Origin of the sequence: Polynucleobacter sp. IMCC 30228 (assembly GCF_021395205.1) — a bacterium.
Taxonomy (GTDB): Bacteria; Pseudomonadota; Gammaproteobacteria; order Burkholderiales; family Burkholderiaceae; genus Polynucleobacter.
This window is the reverse complement of the sequence record NZ_JAJVCS010000005.1, coordinates 272,020-290,653: the sequence shown is the minus strand read 5'-3', so window position 1 is coordinate 290,653 and position 18,634 is coordinate 272,020. Positions and strand designations below refer to the sequence as shown.

The following is an 18,634-nucleotide window of genomic DNA, read 5'->3' as shown; positions in this document are numbered from 1 at the left end:
ATTTAGATCGGCTATATTTAGGGGTCTAAAATAAGATAATTACACTAATTAGACTTACAGGGAGAATTAGCATGAAGCGCATTATATTTAGCTTGCTAGTGTTGATGTCATACGCTGTTTTTGCCCAAACTGCATGCAAAAGCAGTGGGGATCTTGACCCCCAATATTGCGACCAAAATGGCGATATGGTTGCCGATACCCCAACCGACCCTAAATTACTTAAAACGCCATCTACGATTGTTTTCACCTATACCCCCGTTGAAGACCCGGCGGTATATGAAAAGGTGTTCAAACCCTTTACCGACCATTTAGCCCAATGCACCAGTAAAAAAGTCATTTTTTACCAAGTGCAGTCGAATGCTGCAGAAATCGAAGCTATGCGCTCAGGCCGCTTACATGTGGGCGGGTTTTCAACAGGCCCAACCGCCTTTGCTGTCAATATTGCCGGCGCTGTTCCTTTTGCTGTTAAAGGTACCGAAAAAGAATTTCAGGGATATAACTTGCTAGTGGTTGTTAAAAAATCTAGCCCTTATCAAAAGCTGGCCGATTTGAAAGGCAAAAAATTTGCCCATACATCCCCATCCTCAAACTCTGGCCACATGGCACCAATGGCTTTATTTCCAAAAGAGGGTCTTGCGCCAGGAACCGACTACAACATTCTCTTTTCTGGTAAACATGATCAATCAATTTTAGGGGTTCGCTCAGGTGATTATGATGGTGCAGCAGTTGCCTCAGATGTATTTCATCGCATGGCAGTAAGAGGTCAAATAAATGAAGATGACTTCCGCATTATTTATAAAAGCCCTAAATTTCCAACTTCCTCTTTTGCATATGCTTATAACTTAGAGCCAAAGTTTAGAGATCAACTACTTAAGTGCTTCTTCGATTACCGTTTTACGGATGATATGAAAAAAGCCTTTGATGGTGCCGATCGTTTTTTCCCGATAACTTATAAAAAAGATTGGGCCATAGTACGCCAAGTTGCTGAAAATGGCGGGGAGAAATTTAATCGCTCTGCTTACGATAAAGAGACTTCCCGCGAAGAAGAGGCTCGCAAAAAAGCTGCTGCTAAAAATTAAATGAGTTTAAGTGTCACCACGCTAAAGATTGAAAATCTTTATAAGGAGTATGTCCCAGGTAAATTGGTATTATCAAATATCAATATTTTTGTGCAGGGAAGTGGGCTCATAGCCATCATTGGCCCTTCTGGTACAGGTAAGTCAACCCTGATTCGCTGCATTAATCGTCTGGTTGAGCCCACTCGAGGAATAATTAATTTTTGTGGTGAGAATTTAGTCACACTTAACTCTAGCTCGCTTAGAAAGGCACGGCGTCAAATTGGGATGGTTTTCCAGGAATTTAATTTAGTAGAGCGTCTGACCGTAATGGAAAATATTCTCTCTGGACGCCTCGGCTATATTTCAGCATTAAAAGCCTGGCTCAGAATTTACCCGCCGACCGATATTGAGCAAGCCTATCAATTATTAGATTTGATTGGCTTACGGGGTTTTGAAAATCAACGGGCTGATTCTCTATCTGGGGGTCAGCGCCAACGGGTTGGTATTGCTAGATCAATTATGCAAAGCCCAAGATTATTATTAGCCGATGAGCCTACATCTTCTTTGGATCCAAAAACTTCTGTAGAGATAATGAAATTGATGCAAGAGTTAGGTAATAAGCTCAATATTCCAGTAATAGTCAACATGCATGATGTTGAATTAGCAAAACGATTTGCTACCAGAATCATTGGCATGTCTGAAGGCAAAATCATTTATGACGGCTCGCCAGAACAATTGAATGATTCGGTTTTAAGGTCTATATATGGTGGCAAGGATTGGCTTCAGTAGCATTCTCCCCATCCTATAAAACAAAAATCATGTGGGCGATTTTTTTTGCTTATGTGATTTACGCTATGTCTAGGCTTGACTTTACTTGGGATCGCTTTGTCCTCGGCATCCATAATGGTGCACAATTTTTAAGTCGGATGTTTCCCCCACATGTAATGCAACCAGAGTCGATGTTTAAAGGCTTACAAGAAAGTCTGGAAATTGCTATATTGGCTTCCTTTTTCGGGGTGATTCTTTCATTACCACTTAGCATTCTAGCAGCGCGCAACTTAATGCCCAAATGGGTAACGTGGATTGCGCGTACGGTGATTGCCCTTTGTCGCAGTTTTCATCCTTTAATCGTTGCTATTCTCTTTGTTAAAGCAGTTGGCTTTGGTGCATTAGCAGGCATCTTGACCCTAATTGTGGCTTCAATTGGATTTATTGCCAAACTCTTTGCTGAAGCAATTGAAGAAATATCGCCAAAACAAGTTGAAGCCATTAAAGCAACAGGTGCGCCATTTTTAAGCGTGCTAGATTATGGCGTCTTCCCCCAAGTGATGTCCCGCTTTATTGGCTTTGTTACTTACCAAATCGATTCTAATTTAAGAAACTCAACAATGGTGGGAATTGTGGGTGCTGGAGGTATTGGAGGTACTTTATTTGCCGCCTTCCAACGCTTCGACTATGACTTTGTATGCGCTATTTTGCTCGCCATCATCGCAATGATTATGACTGGCGAATTATTAGCTAAATTGATTCGTATTCTACTTACCGGAAAACAAAGTCGAATTGAAAACGAATCATGATTACATCCCAAAAAGAATACCCTAGTACTTGGTCGCGTTATAGCTTTATTCAAGTACAACTTCGATTTTTTTTATCGCTTATAGCCATCGCACTAATTATTTTCTCAGCTAAAAATGTTGAAGTTATCCCCGAGTTTTTATTAGATGCTCCAGAACAGGTGCAGGATCTATTTTTGCGTATGTGGCCAATTGATTTTGACTACTACCCAAAGGGAATTCATGAAGCCTTGTTGGATACAATCCATATTGCAACTTTAGGCACTATTATTTCATTAGCAATTGCCTTTCCCATTGGGCTTTGCGCCTCTTATCGCTTAATACCTTTTCGCATTATTAATTTAATCGCACAATTTATTTTAGTTGCCTCAAGATCAATTAATTCAATTATTTGGGCCTTATTATTTGTGGCGATTTTTGGTCCAGGAGCTCTAGCTGGCACTCTTGCAATTGCTTTTCGATCAATTGGTTTTGTTGGTAAGTTACTGGGCGAGTCAATTGATACTGCTGACATGAACAGCATTGAAGCATTAAAAGCCTGTGGTGCACCTTGGCTTTCAATTTTTACCAAAGGCTATTGGCCTCAGATTGCGCCAAGTTTTTGGTCAATTGCCTTATTTCGTTGGGATATTAATATTCGCGAATCTTCAGTCTTGGGCCTAGTTGGTGCTGGGGGTATTGGGATGGCACTCGATTCTGCACTAAATCTATTTCAGTGGACTCGTGTTTCATTAATACTATTATGTATTTTTATTATCGTTGTAATTGCTGAAATTATCGTGACACAAATCCGCAAAAAATTAATTTGACTTTTTGAGCAATTATTCCTTGAGCCGATTAATCAATCCCAAGCCAATTGCTGATCTACCTACAAAGGTTGTCGCAGAAATTGAGTATGTATTTACAGATATAGATGACACTATTACAGACGGGGGGAAATTACTTCCTGAAACTTTTACTGCAATAGCCGCCCTTCAAAATGCGGGTTATAAAGTAATCCCAGTTACAGGAAGACCGGCTGGATGGTGTGACCTAATTGTCAGACAGTGGCCAGTAGATGCTATTGTTGGCGAAAATGGAGCCTTTTATATGTGGCAGGATAAAGTCTCAAAAAAACTTTGCACCCATCATGTTCTCCATCAAAACCAAAGGAATATTTATGCTCAGCGCCTTTTAAAAATAAAAGAGTTATTAATTAAAGAATATCCAGAAATTATTTTTGCTTCAGATCAGTTTTCACGCCTTTACGACTTAGCTATTGATGTTAAAGAGGATGTGCCGCCATATTCAGCTCAAGACTTAGAAGCACTTCTACAATTTCTTGCTTCCTATGATGTAACAGCTAAATTAAGCTCGATTCATGTCAATCTTTGGTTGGGTCAATGGGACAAGCTAAGTACCACTAAACTAATGATGAAAACCCTCTTTCATAAAGACTTGGAAACTTATAATCAAGCTTGTCTCTTTATAGGCGATTCTCCAAATGATGCTCCAATGTTCTCTTATTTCAGACATTCCTTTGGAGTTGCTAATGTATTAGACTATCGGGATAGAATAGAGTTTATGCCCAAATGGGTTACTAAATCTAAGGGGGGCAAAGGTTTTTCTGAGTTAAGTGAAGTCCTGATCAGATCAAAATCTTCTGTATCAACTATCGTGAATGGATCTTGAGATGATTACTAGAAAAATTTTTATTGTAAAAATTGCATTAATGTTGAGTACGGGTCTTTTTTATTTGCCTAGTAACACTAATGCCCAAGCAAACCCGGTACCCGACTACCCTTCCAGACCAATCAAATTAGTCATTCCCTTTCCTGCAGGCGGCAGTTCTGATGGCATTGGCCGGCAAATTGCTGATAAATTATCGGGCGTATTAAAACAAACTGTAGTAGTTGATAACAAAGGAGGTGCAGGAGGGATGGTAATCCCCCCGCAGGTTAACTGAACTCAGAGGTAGAATTTTCTCTATTAGAGGAGTTCTGCATGAAACGTTCTAAATTTACCGACAGTCAGATTATGGATGCCCTAAAACGGGCCGATGCTGGCTTAGCTGTCCCAGAAGTCTGTCGTGAGCTGGGTATCAGCACTGCTACTTTCTACAAGTGGCGCGCCAAATACGGCGGTATGGATACTTCGATGATGGCCCGCATGAAAGAACTCGAGGCTGAGAACGCCCGCCTTAAGAAGATGTACATCGAAGAAAAGCTCAAAGCAGAAATACTAAACGAGGCCATCACAAAAAAGTGGTGAGGCCATCTCGCAGACGTGAGATGGCCCAAAAGGCTGTTAGAGACAAAAGTATCCCCATCCGATTGGCCTGCGCCATCTTTAGCGTGAGCGAGACCTGCTACCGCTATGAAGCTAAGAGTAATGCCAAGAACGAGCAGATTGCCAACTGGCTCGTTCGGCTAACGGATAACAACCGCAGCTGGGGCTTTGGGCTGTGCTATTTATACCTACGCAACGTCAAGGACTTCAAATGGAACCACAAACGCATCTACCGCATTTACCGCGAGCTTGAGCTCAACCTACGCATCAAGCCGCGTAAGCGTTTGGTGCGCGATAAACCCGATGCCTTGGTCGTACCGCTTGGCATTAACCAAGTATGGTCGATTGACTTCATGCACGACCAGTTACAAGATGGCAGATTCATCCGCCTCTTTAACGTGATCGATGACTTTAACCGCGAAGCCTTAGGCATTGAAGTGGACTTCTCATTGCCATCCGAGCGCGTAATCCGCGCTTTAGATCAAATCATTGCTTGGCGCGGTAAGCCCGGCATTATTCGGGCGGACAATGGGCCGGAACTGGTGAGCGGCAGACTGATGGAGTGGGCAGTAAAGCATCAAATCCACATACAGCATATCCAACCAGGCAAACCACAACAAAATGCGTATGTCGAACGCTTTAATCGTACCGTCAGATATGAGTGGTTATCCCAGCATTACTGGCAAAGCATTATCGAAGTTCAAGACTTTGCAACGCAATGGATGTATAAATACAATTATCAACGTCCAAACATGGCATTGGGCGGCATTACCCCGAAACAGCGACTGGCCATGGTTGCTTAATGAATCCTACTTCTGGGTTCGGTTAAATAAGGGGGGATTACCGGATTATTGGCACCGATTACGTCGCTAAAGCTGCGCCCGATGGCTACACCTTAGTTCTAGTCGATGTATTCCATACTAGTACGCCCATCTATACCCGTAAGATGCCTTATAACGCACTTAAAGATTTCACACCGATTTCACTAATTGGTCGATCGCCAGCATTTTTAGTTGCAAGCCCCTATTTTCAAGTTCAAACTGCTCGTGAAGCTATTACTTTTGCAAAAGCCAATCCTGGCAAAATGACCATGGCAATTGCTGGCACTGGTAGCGTTGTCGTTGATCTTTTTAAAGCACGCTCTGGGCTTAATTTTATTAGTGTTCCCTATAAGGGATCTTCACCAGCGATGATTGATTTAATGAGTGGGCAAGTAAACGTCATGATTACCACCATGGCTAGCGCAGGAACCCACATAAAAGCTGGAAAACTACGCCCATTAGCTGTGACTGGTAACAAGCGGAATAGTGATTTTCCCGAAATACCTACCTTTGCTGAATTGGGAATTAATGGCATGGACTATGAACAGTGGTTCGGCATTATGGGGCCAGCTAATCTACCAAAACCCATTATCGATAAAATCTTTTTAGCAATGAAGCAGGTATTAAATATGCCTGATGTCCGAGAGCGCTTGAGTGGAATGGCGCTTGAGGTTGCATCCCCTACCCCAGAAGAAATGAAGCGTAAGGTTGAAGAAGACAGCAACCGCTGGCAAAAACTAGCTGTAGAGCTAGATATAAAGCCGATTGATTAATTAATCTCGGTATTTTCTAACAAAGTGCGAATAAAAACTAGGTTTTACAAGCTAAAATTTCTATTTATTAATCTAATCTCAGTAGTGCTTTCTTTCAAGATGATCTTTTATGGGTATAACCCTAGATTCATATACTGAGCCGATTAAATAAGCTACTGCTTACTGAGCCTCGATACCAGCAAACTGTGCGATCTTTTCATATTTTGTCATTTCTGTTCGCACAAATTTCTTAAACTCATCTGTTGTCATTTGCCTTGAGCGAATGCCCGCCTTTGCATACGCGTTCTGTACTTCCTTATCTTGCATGGCCAAATTAATATCAGAATTAATTTTTTGAATGATTGCTACCGGTGTTGCGCTAGGGGCCCATACTCCAAACCACAGACTCATGTCATAGCTAGGGTAGCCCTGTTCAGCAATCGTTGGAATATTAGGAGCAGCCTCTGAGCGTGTTTGGGTCGTTACCCCTAAGGCCTTTAATTTGCCAGAGTTAACTTGTCTAATTGCGGTATCAAAAGCAATCATAAAAAAGGCAACCCGATTACTCATCAGATCTTGCATGGCATCTGGTCCACCCTTGTATGGCACATGGACCATTTTAATGCCGGCAATTTGATTGAAATATTCTGCCGCTAAATGGGTTGAACTGCCAATGCCTGCAGAGGCGAAGGGAATTTCTCCTGGCTTGGCTTTGGCTGCCAAGACCAGATCCTTAAGAGATTGATACGGCCCACTAGGAGAGGTGGACATTAAATAGGGGGTAATTCCTAAAATATTGACATCTACTAGGGCCTTTAAAGGATCGTAAGGTAATTTTTTATAAATTGCGGGATTAGCCGCATAAGAAGCGGACTGAACTAAAAGTGTATAGCCATCAGGTTCCGCGTTCACTACTGCGCCCGTCCCAATTAAACCGCCAGCTCCAGGGCGATTTTCAACTACTACCGGCTGCTTCCAAGTTTCACTTAAATTCTTGGCCACAATCCGCGCCACAATATCAACCCCAGAACCAGGCGTTAGGGGCACAATTAATTTAACTGGTCGATTTGGGTAAGACTGTGGCGACTGCGCCATACTGTACGAACTAAATAAAATAAAAATGCAACACAATATTATTTTGATTTTTTGCTTCAAGTTTTCACCTATCTCTGGGGCATATTTTGAATTGAATAACCTACGCTGATATTAGCACCCTGCGGAATTTCTGGCATCGTTAAATTCCAACTTAGCCAAGATTCTCGCATTGACCTTAACTGCTCAGGAAAATATTCAGCTAAATTTGCTCGCTCACGCTCATCTGCTCCAATATTAAAAAGGTACTCATTTTCATCGACCTTAAGATACTTCCATTCATCTAAACGATAAGCCCGCTGGCCTCGATAATTCATGCGCCAAAACAGAGGCCTTTCAAATAGGTGATTAGCATTTTTTAAAATAGGCAGCATTGAGACGCCATCGAGGGGATATTCTGGGTCTATATGAGCGCCAGCAATATCCAATATCGTTGCCGTCCAGTCCATCGTGATACCAATTTGCGTACTCACTTTATTTTGAGGAATGAGGGCTGGCCAATGCACAATCCAGGGAACGCGAATGCCCCCCTCAGTCAAATCCATTTTCCCGCCGACTAAAGGCCAGTTATCAGAAAACCGCTCGCCACCGTTATCGCTAGTAAAAATAATCAAGGTATCATTCAACAAATTTTCTGCTTGAAGTGTGGCAACTATTTTGCCAACACCTTCATCCATATGATGGATCATTTGCTGATAGGTTTTTACATTACCGCCATGCAGATGAAATAAATTATTCTTTACTTCACTTGCCAGATGGGCATCATCTCTTGTTTCCCAGGGCCAATGTGGGGCAGTGTAATGAAGGCTAATAAAAAAAGGGGTTCCCGCCCTTGCCACAGCAGATTTTTTCTGAATATATTCAATAGTTTTATTGGAAAGCAAATCCGTTAGATACCCTTCTTCGGCGGTCTCCTCGCCATTGAGCCAAAGATCATGAATTCCCTGTGAGTCACAATGGGTAAAGTAATCAACTCCACCTGCCATTGGACCAAAAAATTCATCGTAGCCCGAAAGTAAAGGTCCAAATTGTGGCGGAAAGCCTAGATGCCATTTACCAAATAAGGCAGTTTGGTAGCCCACCTCGCGGAGCATCGATGGCAAAGTGCGGATATCCACTGGCAATCCTAAAGTTGTATTGCCTCTACTTTTAAAATTAATTGGCTCCTCTGCTGCCCCACGCAAGCGATACTGATATCGTCCAGTCATCAAAGCAAAGCGCGTTGGCGAGCAGACTGGAGAATTCGAGTAACCCTGAGTAAAAAGGAGACCATTGAGCGCTAACCGATCAAGCGTGGGTGAAGCGTTTGACTTGGCGCCATAACAGCCTAGGTCTGCATAACCCAAGTCATCAGCAACAATAAAAATAATATTAGGGCGATTCATGAGTTATTAATTTGCTAAATATCCGAATTTGAAGAAGAAACTAAGATTCAGTTTCTCAGCTAGCATCTTAAATATACTCAGACACCTCTACCAAGTTCCCATCAGGATCGCGTAGATAGACTGACCGAATTGGGCCCAAGGCACCCCGTCTAGCAACAGGCCCAACATCAATCGCAATATTATTAGCCGCCAAATGGGTGATCACATCATCAAGCGGAATGGCAGCAATCAGACAAAAATCACCAGCACCAATCGTGGGTACTTTTGCTTTGGTCGGTGTTTCAGTGGCACGATCTTGTAAATTAATTTTATATTGCCCAAAGCGCAAGGCGTAACGCGGCTGCCCTTCAGGTCCAGTGAAAAATTCACGCTCAAAGCCAAGGGCCTTTTCATAAAACTGGGTAGAAGCCTCAATATCGGTTACAGTTAATACTAGATGATCAATGCGATCGATAATACTTTTCATTTTTTTCCATTCAACTTTTTAAAAAATACTTAATTTTTATCTGTATTAGGAGACCTTAAGCCCTCAACAATCTCGCTCTATTGGGTCTCAAGCTCTACTGATAATCAAGCTCTACTGATAATTTAGTGCCAGGCACAATAATACCACCTCGCTCACCTGCTTGGGTTGAGCCCCAGCGGGCTTTAAAATAATCAGGTAATGGTCTACCCTCTTTAGGGGCCATCCATAGCCGTAATAAATGCCGCTGACGCTCCCGTTCGGGCCAATTTTCAAAATCATTACGGGAATGCAAGATTTGATGATTATGCAAAAGTTGCATATCACCAGGCTCAAAAGCCATAGGCAAAACAAAGCCAGGCTCAGCTAAAATTTCATCGATTAAATCCATGACTGCAAGTTGATCGGTAGTTAAGCGCTTCGCTTCAGGAAAATTATTTTGTGCCGCTTCAATATATTGACGAATATAAACACAAGATAAATGATTTTCATACCAAGTAAAAATAGGCATATCAAACCAAGGGTGCAGTCCCTCCGGCACTTCGCCACGCCGATCCGTTGGATAAGGCATAAATAACGCCTCAACTAAATCAGGGCGCCGGCGCACCACTTCGTTATACAACTTCATCGAGCTAGCTATAAAAGATTCACCGCCCGCTTTAGCCTTTTGTAAACATAGCAAGCCCACAAGATCAGCTGAATCTGTATGAAAATCAAGTTTTTTATTCGTTTGATAAAAACGTCCACCCGTCTTAGTAATGTCGACACCTTGGTCGCAAACATGACCCAATAAGTGGCCTTTGCCATTACTACTTCGCAAGGTACCTAAATGAACGCCTAAGCCCATATAGATGATGGCAGCAAGCTCAATACCCAAATCTTGTACTGGTATACCGCGTAGCAATACAAACCCTCTGCCATGCAGTAATTCGGTCAATAAACGACCCAAAAATGGCTTAAGTTGTGTAAGCGGAAAATTATCAGGTGAAATTTGCTCAAAAGGCAAATTGAGTGCCTGAAAGTGCAAAGCCGCGGCACGCATTTCAGCTAGCTGCTCTGGTTTCCAAGGGACAATCCATAACGGCTCAGCCAACATCTCGGCCCCAGTCCAGACGCTTGGTCCCTCAACAGCTATCGGCGGTGGCTCTAAAGCGAATATAGACATCCAACCCTCAAATGATTTTTACCTCAATTAAGATTAAACTCTTTATACCTTTTAAGCCCTTAGTGTTATCCCTTAATTGATCAATCGATAGCTAGTAATTCACCAGAAAGTACTGTTTTTATGCCAAATAATTCCTCACCAATGCTGGGTGCCAATGCTTTAGTCGCAGCCTTAAAATTAGCTAAAGTGAAAACAATTTTTACGCTTTCGGGCAATCACATCATGCCAATATTTGATGCGATTCTCGATAGCGATATCAAATTAATCCACACCCGTCATGAAGCTGCCGCAGTGCACATGGCAGATGCTTACGCCAGACTGACAGGTGAAGTTGGTATCGCACTCGTTACTGGTGGCCCAGGCCACGCGAATGCAATAGCAGCGCTTTACACCGCACAAATGGCTGAGTCGCCGGTAGTCTTAATTTCGGGTCATGCGCCCCTGGCGCAATTAGGAACTGGTGCTTTTCAAGAAATGGCGCAAGCTGATCTTGCTACGCCGCTTGTCAAAGCAGCCTTAACTTCGAACTCGATTGAAGCAATTCCTTTTGACCTAGCCAAAGCAATCAATCTTGCCAAATCAGGACGGCCAGGGACTGTGCATTTAAGCCTACCTTCTGACTTATTAGAAGGCCCCTACCCCAGTGTAAAAAATTTGCCTACAGAGCAGACGTTTACCGCTAAAGAAACATCGGCGGCAAGCGAGGCTATTGAAACTATCTTGCAAGCGCTACAAGTTGCCCAACGCCCCATCATCTTGACTGGGCCGCAAATGCAATCTCAGGCTCGTAGAAAACAACTGAATGCGCTAGAGCAAGCATTAGGAATTCCCGTGGTGGGCATGGAAAGCCCTCGCGGCATCAATGATCCGTGTTTGGGCGCCTTTCCGGAAGTGCTGGCAAAAAGTGATTGTGTGTTACTCCTTGGGAAAAAATTGGATTTCACTTTAAAGTTTGGGCAATTTCCAAGCTTTGCTAAAGATTGTCAATTTTTACAACTTGATCCAGAGCCTGCTGAAATTCAACGCGCAAGTGTTAGCTTAGGCAAAAGCTTGCAACTCTCTGCACTTGGTGATGTGCACTCCAGTATTACTTTGCTAATAAATTCAGCGCGTACTATAAACTTTAAAAGTAGTTCTCATCAAGTCTGGTTGCAAGAAGTTCAGACCGCAATTAACTATCGCCCTAATGATTGGGAATCGGCGACTGTTGAGCCTGGCCGGGTTCATCCAGCGCAAGCATTTGCCGTATTACAAACAATTCTCGATAGTCACCCAGATTCAGTCCTCATTAGCGATGGTGGCGAGATTGGACAATGGGCTCAAGCTTGTCTGCAAGCGCCAAACCGAATTATTAATGGTGTGGCTGGCTCAATTGGTTCTGGCCCACCCTTTGCAAGTGCAGCTAGCCTTGTCAAACCGAATGTGCCTATCGTGACAGTGATGGGAGATGGTAGTTTTGGCTTTCATTGCGCAGAAATAGATACTGCAGTTCGTTATAAATTGCCCTTTCTTTTGGTCATCGGTAATGATGCTTGCTGGAATGCCGAACATCAAATTCAATTGCGCGACTATGGTCAAGAACGGCTCATTGGCTGCGATCTGCTCCCAACTCGATATGACAAAGTCTGCGAAGGATTTGGTGGTCATGGAGAATTGGTTACGGAACTAGGCGCCTTACTGCCCGCTACAAAAAGAGCGCTCGCGAGTAACTTGCCCGCCTGTATTAATCTGCTGATTCCGAGTTTAGCGGCGCCTAAGATGCAGAGATAAGCAATGACATAAATAGGTTAATATTTACGATGAACATCATAATTCTGTACCGAAAATTATTTTTACTGCTTTGCCTCATGTCAGCATTTTCTGCGCTTGCCCAAATTGGTACAGCTTGGACACCTGGCAGCTGTCAGTGCCCTAACGGGTTTATTTTTGCGCAAGCTACTGCACCCAATTGCACGCAGACATTTAATTATGAGGGTTGCATTAACCCTAACGTTGGTGCGAATGGTACTTGTTTCGCGTGTGGGCAAGGCGGCACGCGTGCGCTCAATACCTATGGCTGTATGGGGGGCCTACAAAACCAAGAATGGCGGCCCGCATTTAATGCTGGTGCCATCGATTGCGACGCCCAAAACTAAGTCTTGCTAACTAGCAGGCGCGCCATCGCGCAAAATTTCATAATGCAAATGTGGGCCAGTCGAGCGCCCCGTAGAACCAACCTTAGCTAAGGGTTGGGATTTTTTCACTTTTTGCCCTACTTGTACCATCAGCTCTTGAGCGTGGGCATAGCGCGTTACGGTGCCATTGCGATGCTGCACATCAACTAAATTACCGTACTCACCACTCCAACCTGCTTTAATCACAATACCGTCGGCGGTTGCCAAAATAGGCGTACCATAAGCAGCCGGAAAGTCGGTGCCATCATGCCAAGCAATTTGTCGCGTAAAGGGGTCAATGCGATAACCGAGGCCACTCGATGGCGCAACCTCAAAGGGTAATGGTGATCCTGCAGGGACCCCACTCATTGAAACTTGGGTTTCAGCAAAAGCCCGCTGTAAAGTCAAAACTTGGGTTTGCAAACTAATGGAGTCTTGCAAGGTCCGATCAAGGCGAACGCCATAAGTCTCATCGGGTGAAAAAATCTCGCTTGATAGTTTTAGTGGGCCACCTAGTGCAAGGGGCGTCTCTGGCAGTAGCTCTTTTTGAATAACTTTGGGTGAACTATTTAATTGTAATAATTGGTTTCTGAGGGAATCTAATTGTCCCAAACTTTGCTGGGCTTGCGCTAAACGCGCTTGTAACTCGTGCAGCTTATATTCATAATCAGCCTCGGCTAAAGTGACAATTTTTTTCTCCTGTAGCTCTGCTTGACCTAGAGTAAATAGAGTATCTCGAGTTAAATTAACGCTAGCAGCTACTAGCCAGTTCACTGCCACCAAAGCCAGGAATACTGCCATTGCGCCAAGCAAAAGATGCATTTTCGATATATGAAATTCTTTGACGCGACTGGTTGGACTAGTAATAATTAAAATTTGCATGTTTACCTCACTAAAAAATCAATGAATTCCAGAATTCATTTCTAAAATTGGTTGCATTACTGCCATCACAATACCTAAAACCATCAGCCCCATAAATAATATTAATACAGGCTCTAATAAACTAGTAAAAATTTTTGTTTTTTGTTCAGCCTCTAGTTCTGCATTTTCAGCGCCATATTTAAGCATCTCAGCAAGCTGACCAGAAGCCTCTCCAGAACGAATTAAATGGATCAAAATAGGAGAGAAAACCCCTTGACTTCCTAATGATCGAGACAAGCTAGAGCCTTCTCGTAAGCGCGCTTCAGTGGAGTCAATGGCCTCCTTCAAAACTTCATTGCCCAAGGTACTACGCGCGCTATGTAAGGCAGTTAAGATCGGCACATTGGCGGCAACCAGCATCGCCATGGTATTGGCAAAACGGGCAGTTTCAAAACCCAATAACAAGGGACCCAAAAAAGGTAAATTAAGGATGAAGCGATCAAAGCGCAGCCGTATTTCGATTTGCTTTAAAGCCCGGCGACCAAAATAAATACCTAGAGCAATAACTAAAGCCAACAACCAACCCCAATCAACTAAAAAATTAGATAAGCCCAAAATAAAACGCGTTGTAAAAGGTAAAGTTTGTTTAGTACTTTGAAAAACGCGGGCAATTTGTGGTACCACATAGGTCATTAAAAATAGAATGACCATAAATGAAACCGCAGTCAACATCGCTGGATATGCTAAAGCGCCTAAGGCTTTTTGTTTTAACGCTTGCCGCTTTTCTAAAAATTCAGCCAATTGGGTTAAGACTTGACCCATGCGGCCCGATTGTTCTGCAGCACCAACCACTCCTTGATATAAAGGGTCAAAGGTTTGTGGTTGCGTAGCGACTGCGCGCGATAAAGATAAGCCGGCGCGTAATTCAGCAACTACTGACTGTAAAACATTTTTGATGTGGGGTTTTGAGCTTTCATCCGATAAAACAGTGAGCGCTTCATCAATTTGTACACCAGAACGCACTAGCAAAGCAAATTGCTTGGTAAGTACCGCTAATTCATTACGGCTTAGTGGCCTATCTTCAGAGAATAAACGCTGCCAAAATTGTTGCTTAGTCCATTGGTTCTCAAGCTCAATGCGCACGGGTACGAGCTGCTTCGCCATTAACTGCTGCCGAATAGCACGCTCATTCTCGCCATCAACACTACCCCGCTCACTCTTACCGCCATAGGTTAAAGCTTCAAATCGGTAGCGTGGCATAGCTTAGTTGCTCGAAGGCAGAATTAATCAATTTCAACAGCACCAGTGACGCGCATCATTTCTTCTACCGTCGATTGACCTGAATCAATCCACCGCTGGCAATCTTCTGCCAAATTGCGCATCCCATTTGCAGTCGCCTGCTTACGGATTTCACTTTCAGCAGCACGGTTATGAATTAATTCACGAATCGTTTCATTAGTGGCCATTAATTCATAAATGCCTGCTCTGCCGCTATAGCCAGATTCGCCGCAGGCTGGGCATCCCTTACCGCCACAGGCTTTACAAGTAAGGCGAATTAAGCGCTGTCCTAATACCCCTAAAAGCGTTGAAGAAAGTAAAAACGGTTCAATTCCCATATCAATTAAACGCGTTACCGCCGATGGCGCATCGTTGGTATGTAAAGTTGCCAACACCAAGTGTCCGGTAAGAGAGGCTTGAACCGCAATTTGTGCGGTTTCTAAATCGCGAATTTCGCCAATCATCACAATATCTGGATCTTGCCGCAAAATCGCCCTCAAGGCTCGTGCAAAATTCATATCAATCCGCGCGTTCACTTGTGTTTGACCAATCCCATCCAAGTTATATTCAATTGGATCCTCAACCGTCATAATGTTATTGGTTTTATTGCGCAAGCGCAATAAGGCGCCATAAATCGTGGTGGTCTTACCGCTACCCGTTGGTCCAGTAACCAATACAATGCCGTGTGGGCGATGAATCAATTGATCAAAATTAGTAAAGGTATCGTCAGCCATTCCCAGTGCTTTGAGATCAAGGCGATCGTAATTTTTCTCTAATAAACGCATTACCACCCGCTCACCATGGGACGTAGGCAGGGTAGAAACCCGAATGTCAATGGCTTTACCGCCTACCCGCAAAGAAATGCGACCATCTTGCGGCATGCGTTTTTCAGCAATATCAAGCGACGCCATAATTTTGATCCGCGATACTAAAGCAGCATGTAAATCGCGGCGCATATCAACCACATCGCGCAAATTTCCATCGACCCGAAAACGTACTACCGATTTACGCTCAAATGCTTCTAGGTGAATATCAGAAGCGCCATTACGGCTAGCTTGTTTTAATAAACTATTAATCATCCGAATTACTGGAGCGTCATCATTCATTTCCAAGAGATCTTCTGAAATGGGTATCTCTTGCAATAAACGGGATAAATCAATCGTGTCTTCAACCTCATCAACCACTTGCGAGGCGTCTAAATCGCCTTGTGAATAAGCTGCATTCACTGCTTGCATCACCTCATCGCTGGATTTTTCTACTCGCTTTACAGGGCCAACTAGACGACAAATTTCTTGGAGTACTGTTAAATCGGTAGTGGGGCTATGAATGACAATCAGATCATCTTCTTGTCCACCATCTAAAAATTGCTGGCCTTCAGTTACAGGCGCTTTCATTAACAGCACCTGATTATCCCGCGCGTAAACAAAAGGAATACGTAGCATTATTTATTCGCCGGTAATGCGGGGTCTATTGGAGCAATAGAAGGTGGACTTGAGGGTTTTATCGCAGGGCTGGTTTTGATGGTGTCAGCAGGTAACTTGGGCGGAACCAGCGGCACTTCGGCATCTTTAACGTTTGGCATGTTCTTTTCTGTAGGCAATAACATCGGTAATTGCTTAAACTGATCTTCTTTGGTTTGCATTAGGTCTAAACGATTTTTAGTCATTTGCTCATTTTCATCTTTATCCCGCAAAACATAGGGGCGAATAAAGACTAATAAATTACTTTTGACTCTTTTTTTATTGTCATAGCGAAATAAATTGCCAATAATGGGAATGCTACTTAAAAATGGAATGCCGCTTGTCTGGTCCCCGTATGCATCTGTGATCAAACCGCCCAAAACGATCATTTGGCCGTCATCAACCAATACATTCGATTCAATATTGCGTTTATTTATAACTACTCCTGAAGGGTTAAATCCCGCTTCAGATGAAACTTCTTGAAAAATTTGCATTCTAACAATGCCGTTAGCTGAAATTTGTGGCCTTACCCGTAAAGTTATTCCCACATCTTGCCGCACAATTGTTTGAAACGGCGTGACCGTTGAGGTGGTCCCCGTTTGCGCATAGGAACCGGTTAAGATTGGGATATTTTGACCAACAATAATGCGCGCTTCTTCATTGTCAAGTGTGATTAAATTTGGGGTTGAAAGAACATTGGTGCCAGTAGCAGTTTCTAGTGCTCTAATTAAAGCCGACATGGCATAAACACCATTAAACCTACTTATCATGCCTAAATTTAAGCCAGGCGCTGGTGGTATTGGTACGCCAGTAGCAGGCGTGCCTGGATTTGCAATTATGCTCGTATCTCGCCCCAGACCTATAATATTTGCGCCAGGGCCTTGATTGGGAACATTAAAGTTAGTGCCACCAAAACCCATGTTTTGATTACCCGAGCCCAATAAAAAATTCCATTGAATACCCAACTCTGCAGCAGTTTCAGAACTCACCTCAACAATAAGCGCCTCAATGTAGACCTGAGTGCGCCGACGATCTAATTCTTCAATGACTTGGCGTAAATTACGATAGAGTGGTTCGTTAGCCGTAATAATGAGTGAGTTGGTTGCTGGCTCAGCTTGAATAAAACCGCCTACATTGGGAGTACTAGAGCTAACTAATGCAGAAGTGCCCAAGCTCGTGCCAGAACCCGTTGCCGCAGGATTGGCAGCCGGATTTTGCTGTGGATTTGCTGCTGCGGGATTAGCAGCAGCATTACCGCCAGCAACCTGCGCAGATAAAGCTGCATCAGCTGCTACTATAGCGCGTAAGGTTATTGCTAATTTACTAGCCTCAGCATTCTTTAGTGGCACTACCCAAATATTGCCGTTTTTATTACCTGGAATATCAAGACGGGCCACTAAAATACGAACTTGTCTTACACGCTCTGCACTCGAGCTACGTACTAAAATCGAATTACTCCGTGGCTCAGCCAAAATAATGGTTTTTAATGCAGGGTCTGCGGTACCCGCTGCGCCTGTATCCAACACCTTACTTAAGATTGCTGCTATATCACTTGCAAAAGCATGTTGTAATTTAATCGTCTGCACATCAGTTGTAGTTGGTGCATCAATTGCATCAATTAAAGTTGCAATTCGCTGAATATTGCTCGCATAATCGGTTACCACAATCGTGTTATTGCCTGGATAAGCGTTAATCGTATTGTTCGGTGAAACCAAAGGCCGTAAAACTGGTAATAAATTATTGGCTGATTCATAGCTCAATCTAAAAACTCGTGTAATAATTTGATCGCCCTCTTGCTTGGTTTTCCCTGTTGAAACCGATGTACTGACTAATTTTGCATCTGCTTGGGTAACAACCCGATATACGCCGTTAACTTCCACTAAAGCAAAACCCGCTGTTCGCAGGGCGGTAGAAAAAGAATCTAAGGCCTTGGCTTTACTCACTGGTTTATTACTAATGAGATTAATCGTGCCCTTCACTTGTGGGTCAACCAAGATGGTCTGTCCAGTTGCTTTGGCAACTACACTTGCAACTGAGTCAATGTCCGCATTCATGAAAGATAGGGTGACAGTGCCAACCTCACTATTACTAGCAACGTTGGGGGTGGTTTGTGCCATTACCATAGCTGGGGCCAAAACAAAATCACCCATTAAGCAGCAAAGTAAAAATTGTAAACAAGCTTTACGTAAGCTACTACGCGAAAAAAATGAATAGCCTAATCCGTCACTCGCTCCCTGTGGAGCTAGCTTAGTTTGTTTCAGTGACCCAATTTGCTGAGTCAATTTACTTAGCCGCATACGTCTT

The 18,634-nt window shown here is 43.3% G+C and carries 17 protein-coding genes and 1 pseudogene; 10 read left to right on the top strand and 8 right to left on the bottom strand.

What is annotated here, in order from left to right; genetic code table 11:
- The first annotated feature begins 71 nt into the window (after positions 1 to 71).
- The 8 genes and pseudogenes from phnD to LZT21_RS10635 all read left to right on the top strand — a co-directional run bounded on the left by phnD (position 72) and on the right by LZT21_RS10635 (position 6,494).
- On the top strand, positions 72 to 1,079 hold the full coding sequence (phnD, locus tag LZT21_RS10670; RefSeq protein ID WP_255696516.1) for a phosphate/phosphite/phosphonate ABC transporter substrate-binding protein: 1,008 nt from the start codon (positions 72 to 74) through the stop codon (positions 1,077 to 1,079).
- Positions 1,080 to 1,847 (top strand): phosphonate ABC transporter ATP-binding protein, encoded by a 768-nt coding sequence (phnC, locus tag LZT21_RS10665; protein WP_233925223.1) that lies wholly within the window; start codon positions 1,080 to 1,082, stop codon positions 1,845 to 1,847.
- Between the two features lie 29 nt (positions 1,848 to 1,876).
- A complete protein-coding gene (gene phnE / locus LZT21_RS10660) occupies positions 1,877 to 2,635 on the top strand; it encodes a phosphonate ABC transporter, permease protein PhnE (RefSeq protein WP_233925224.1) in 759 nt (252 codons plus the stop codon).
- On the top strand, positions 2,632 to 3,441 hold the full coding sequence (gene phnE / locus LZT21_RS10655) for a phosphonate ABC transporter, permease protein PhnE (RefSeq protein ID WP_233925225.1): 810 nt from the start codon (positions 2,632 to 2,634) through the stop codon (positions 3,439 to 3,441). Before phnE (LZT21_RS10660) ends, phnE (LZT21_RS10655) begins: the two co-directional genes overlap by 4 nt.
- A 19-nt stretch (positions 3,442 to 3,460) precedes the next feature.
- Positions 3,461 to 4,303, top strand: coding sequence for an HAD family hydrolase (locus LZT21_RS10650; RefSeq protein WP_233990754.1), 843 nt, complete (start codon positions 3,461 to 3,463; stop codon positions 4,301 to 4,303).
- A gap of 40 nt (positions 4,304 to 4,343) precedes the next feature.
- Positions 4,344 to 4,556, top strand: a pseudogene (locus tag LZT21_RS10645) (tripartite tricarboxylate transporter substrate binding protein); the annotation flags it as partial.
- Positions 4,557 to 4,615: 59 nt separating this feature from the next.
- Positions 4,616 to 5,703 (top strand): IS3 family transposase gene (locus LZT21_RS10640; RefSeq protein ID WP_233990752.1). Its coding sequence is split into 2 segments (ribosomal slippage): positions 4,616 to 4,868 and positions 4,868 to 5,703, totalling 1,089 coding nucleotides; the frame shifts between segments, so codons are not numbered across the junction.
- A 26-nt stretch (positions 5,704 to 5,729) separates the two neighbouring features.
- Entirely contained in the window at positions 5,730 to 6,494 is a 765-nt protein-coding gene (locus LZT21_RS10635) for a Bug family tripartite tricarboxylate transporter substrate binding protein (RefSeq protein ID WP_370634824.1), read from the top strand.
- 159 nt (positions 6,495 to 6,653) lie between these two features.
- Here the strand turns inward: LZT21_RS10635 and LZT21_RS10630 are convergent, their stop codons facing one another.
- From LZT21_RS10630 to LZT21_RS10615, 4 genes are all read right to left on the bottom strand, one after another.
- Entirely contained in the window at positions 6,654 to 7,568 is a 915-nt protein-coding gene (locus tag LZT21_RS10630; RefSeq protein WP_233990750.1) for a tripartite tricarboxylate transporter substrate binding protein, read from the bottom strand.
- A 68-nt stretch (positions 7,569 to 7,636) separates the two neighbouring features.
- Complete coding sequence (locus LZT21_RS10625; protein ID WP_233990748.1) at positions 7,637 to 8,950, bottom strand: sulfatase-like hydrolase/transferase; 1,314 nt, start codon at positions 8,948 to 8,950, stop codon at positions 7,637 to 7,639.
- Positions 8,951 to 9,017: 67 nt separating this feature from the next.
- Positions 9,018 to 9,416 carry a VOC family protein gene (locus LZT21_RS10620; RefSeq protein WP_233990745.1) on the bottom strand — a complete coding sequence of 133 codons (399 nt, stop codon included), beginning with the start codon at positions 9,414 to 9,416 and terminating at the stop codon, positions 9,018 to 9,020.
- Between the two features lie 94 nt (positions 9,417 to 9,510).
- Positions 9,511 to 10,578, bottom strand: coding sequence for a TauD/TfdA family dioxygenase (locus LZT21_RS10615; protein WP_233925234.1), 1,068 nt, complete (start codon positions 10,576 to 10,578; stop codon positions 9,511 to 9,513).
- A gap of 120 nt (positions 10,579 to 10,698) precedes the next feature.
- Here LZT21_RS10615 and LZT21_RS10610 point away from each other — a divergent pair, with 120 nt between their 5' ends.
- Positions 10,699 to 12,348: a thiamine pyrophosphate-binding protein gene (locus LZT21_RS10610; RefSeq protein WP_233990743.1), complete on the top strand. Its 1,650-nt coding sequence runs from the start codon at positions 10,699 to 10,701 to the stop codon at positions 12,346 to 12,348.
- A 77-nt stretch (positions 12,349 to 12,425) separates the two neighbouring features.
- Positions 12,426 to 12,713 (top strand): hypothetical protein, encoded by a 288-nt coding sequence (locus LZT21_RS10605; RefSeq protein ID WP_233990741.1) that lies wholly within the window; start codon positions 12,426 to 12,428, stop codon positions 12,711 to 12,713.
- Positions 12,714 to 12,719: 6 nt separating this feature from the next.
- Here LZT21_RS10605 and LZT21_RS10600 read toward each other — a convergent pair whose 3' ends face one another.
- The 4 genes from LZT21_RS10600 to gspD are packed head-to-tail and all read right to left on the bottom strand — an operon-like array spanning position 12,720 to position 18,627.
- Positions 12,720 to 13,613, bottom strand: coding sequence for a M23 family metallopeptidase (locus tag LZT21_RS10600; protein ID WP_233990739.1), 894 nt, complete (start codon positions 13,611 to 13,613; stop codon positions 12,720 to 12,722).
- A gap of 18 nt (positions 13,614 to 13,631) precedes the next feature.
- Positions 13,632 to 14,852: a type II secretion system inner membrane protein GspF gene (gspF, locus tag LZT21_RS10595; protein WP_233925241.1), complete on the bottom strand. Its 1,221-nt coding sequence runs from the start codon at positions 14,850 to 14,852 to the stop codon at positions 13,632 to 13,634.
- A 23-nt stretch (positions 14,853 to 14,875) separates the two neighbouring features.
- Complete coding sequence (locus LZT21_RS10590; protein ID WP_233935596.1) at positions 14,876 to 16,312, bottom strand: GspE/PulE family protein; 1,437 nt, start codon at positions 16,310 to 16,312, stop codon at positions 14,876 to 14,878.
- Entirely contained in the window at positions 16,312 to 18,627 is a 2,316-nt protein-coding gene (gene gspD / locus LZT21_RS10585; RefSeq protein ID WP_233990738.1) for a type II secretion system secretin GspD, read from the bottom strand. The genes LZT21_RS10590 and gspD overlap by 1 nt, the downstream gene beginning before the upstream one ends.
- Positions 18,628 to 18,634: the final 7 nt, after the last annotated feature.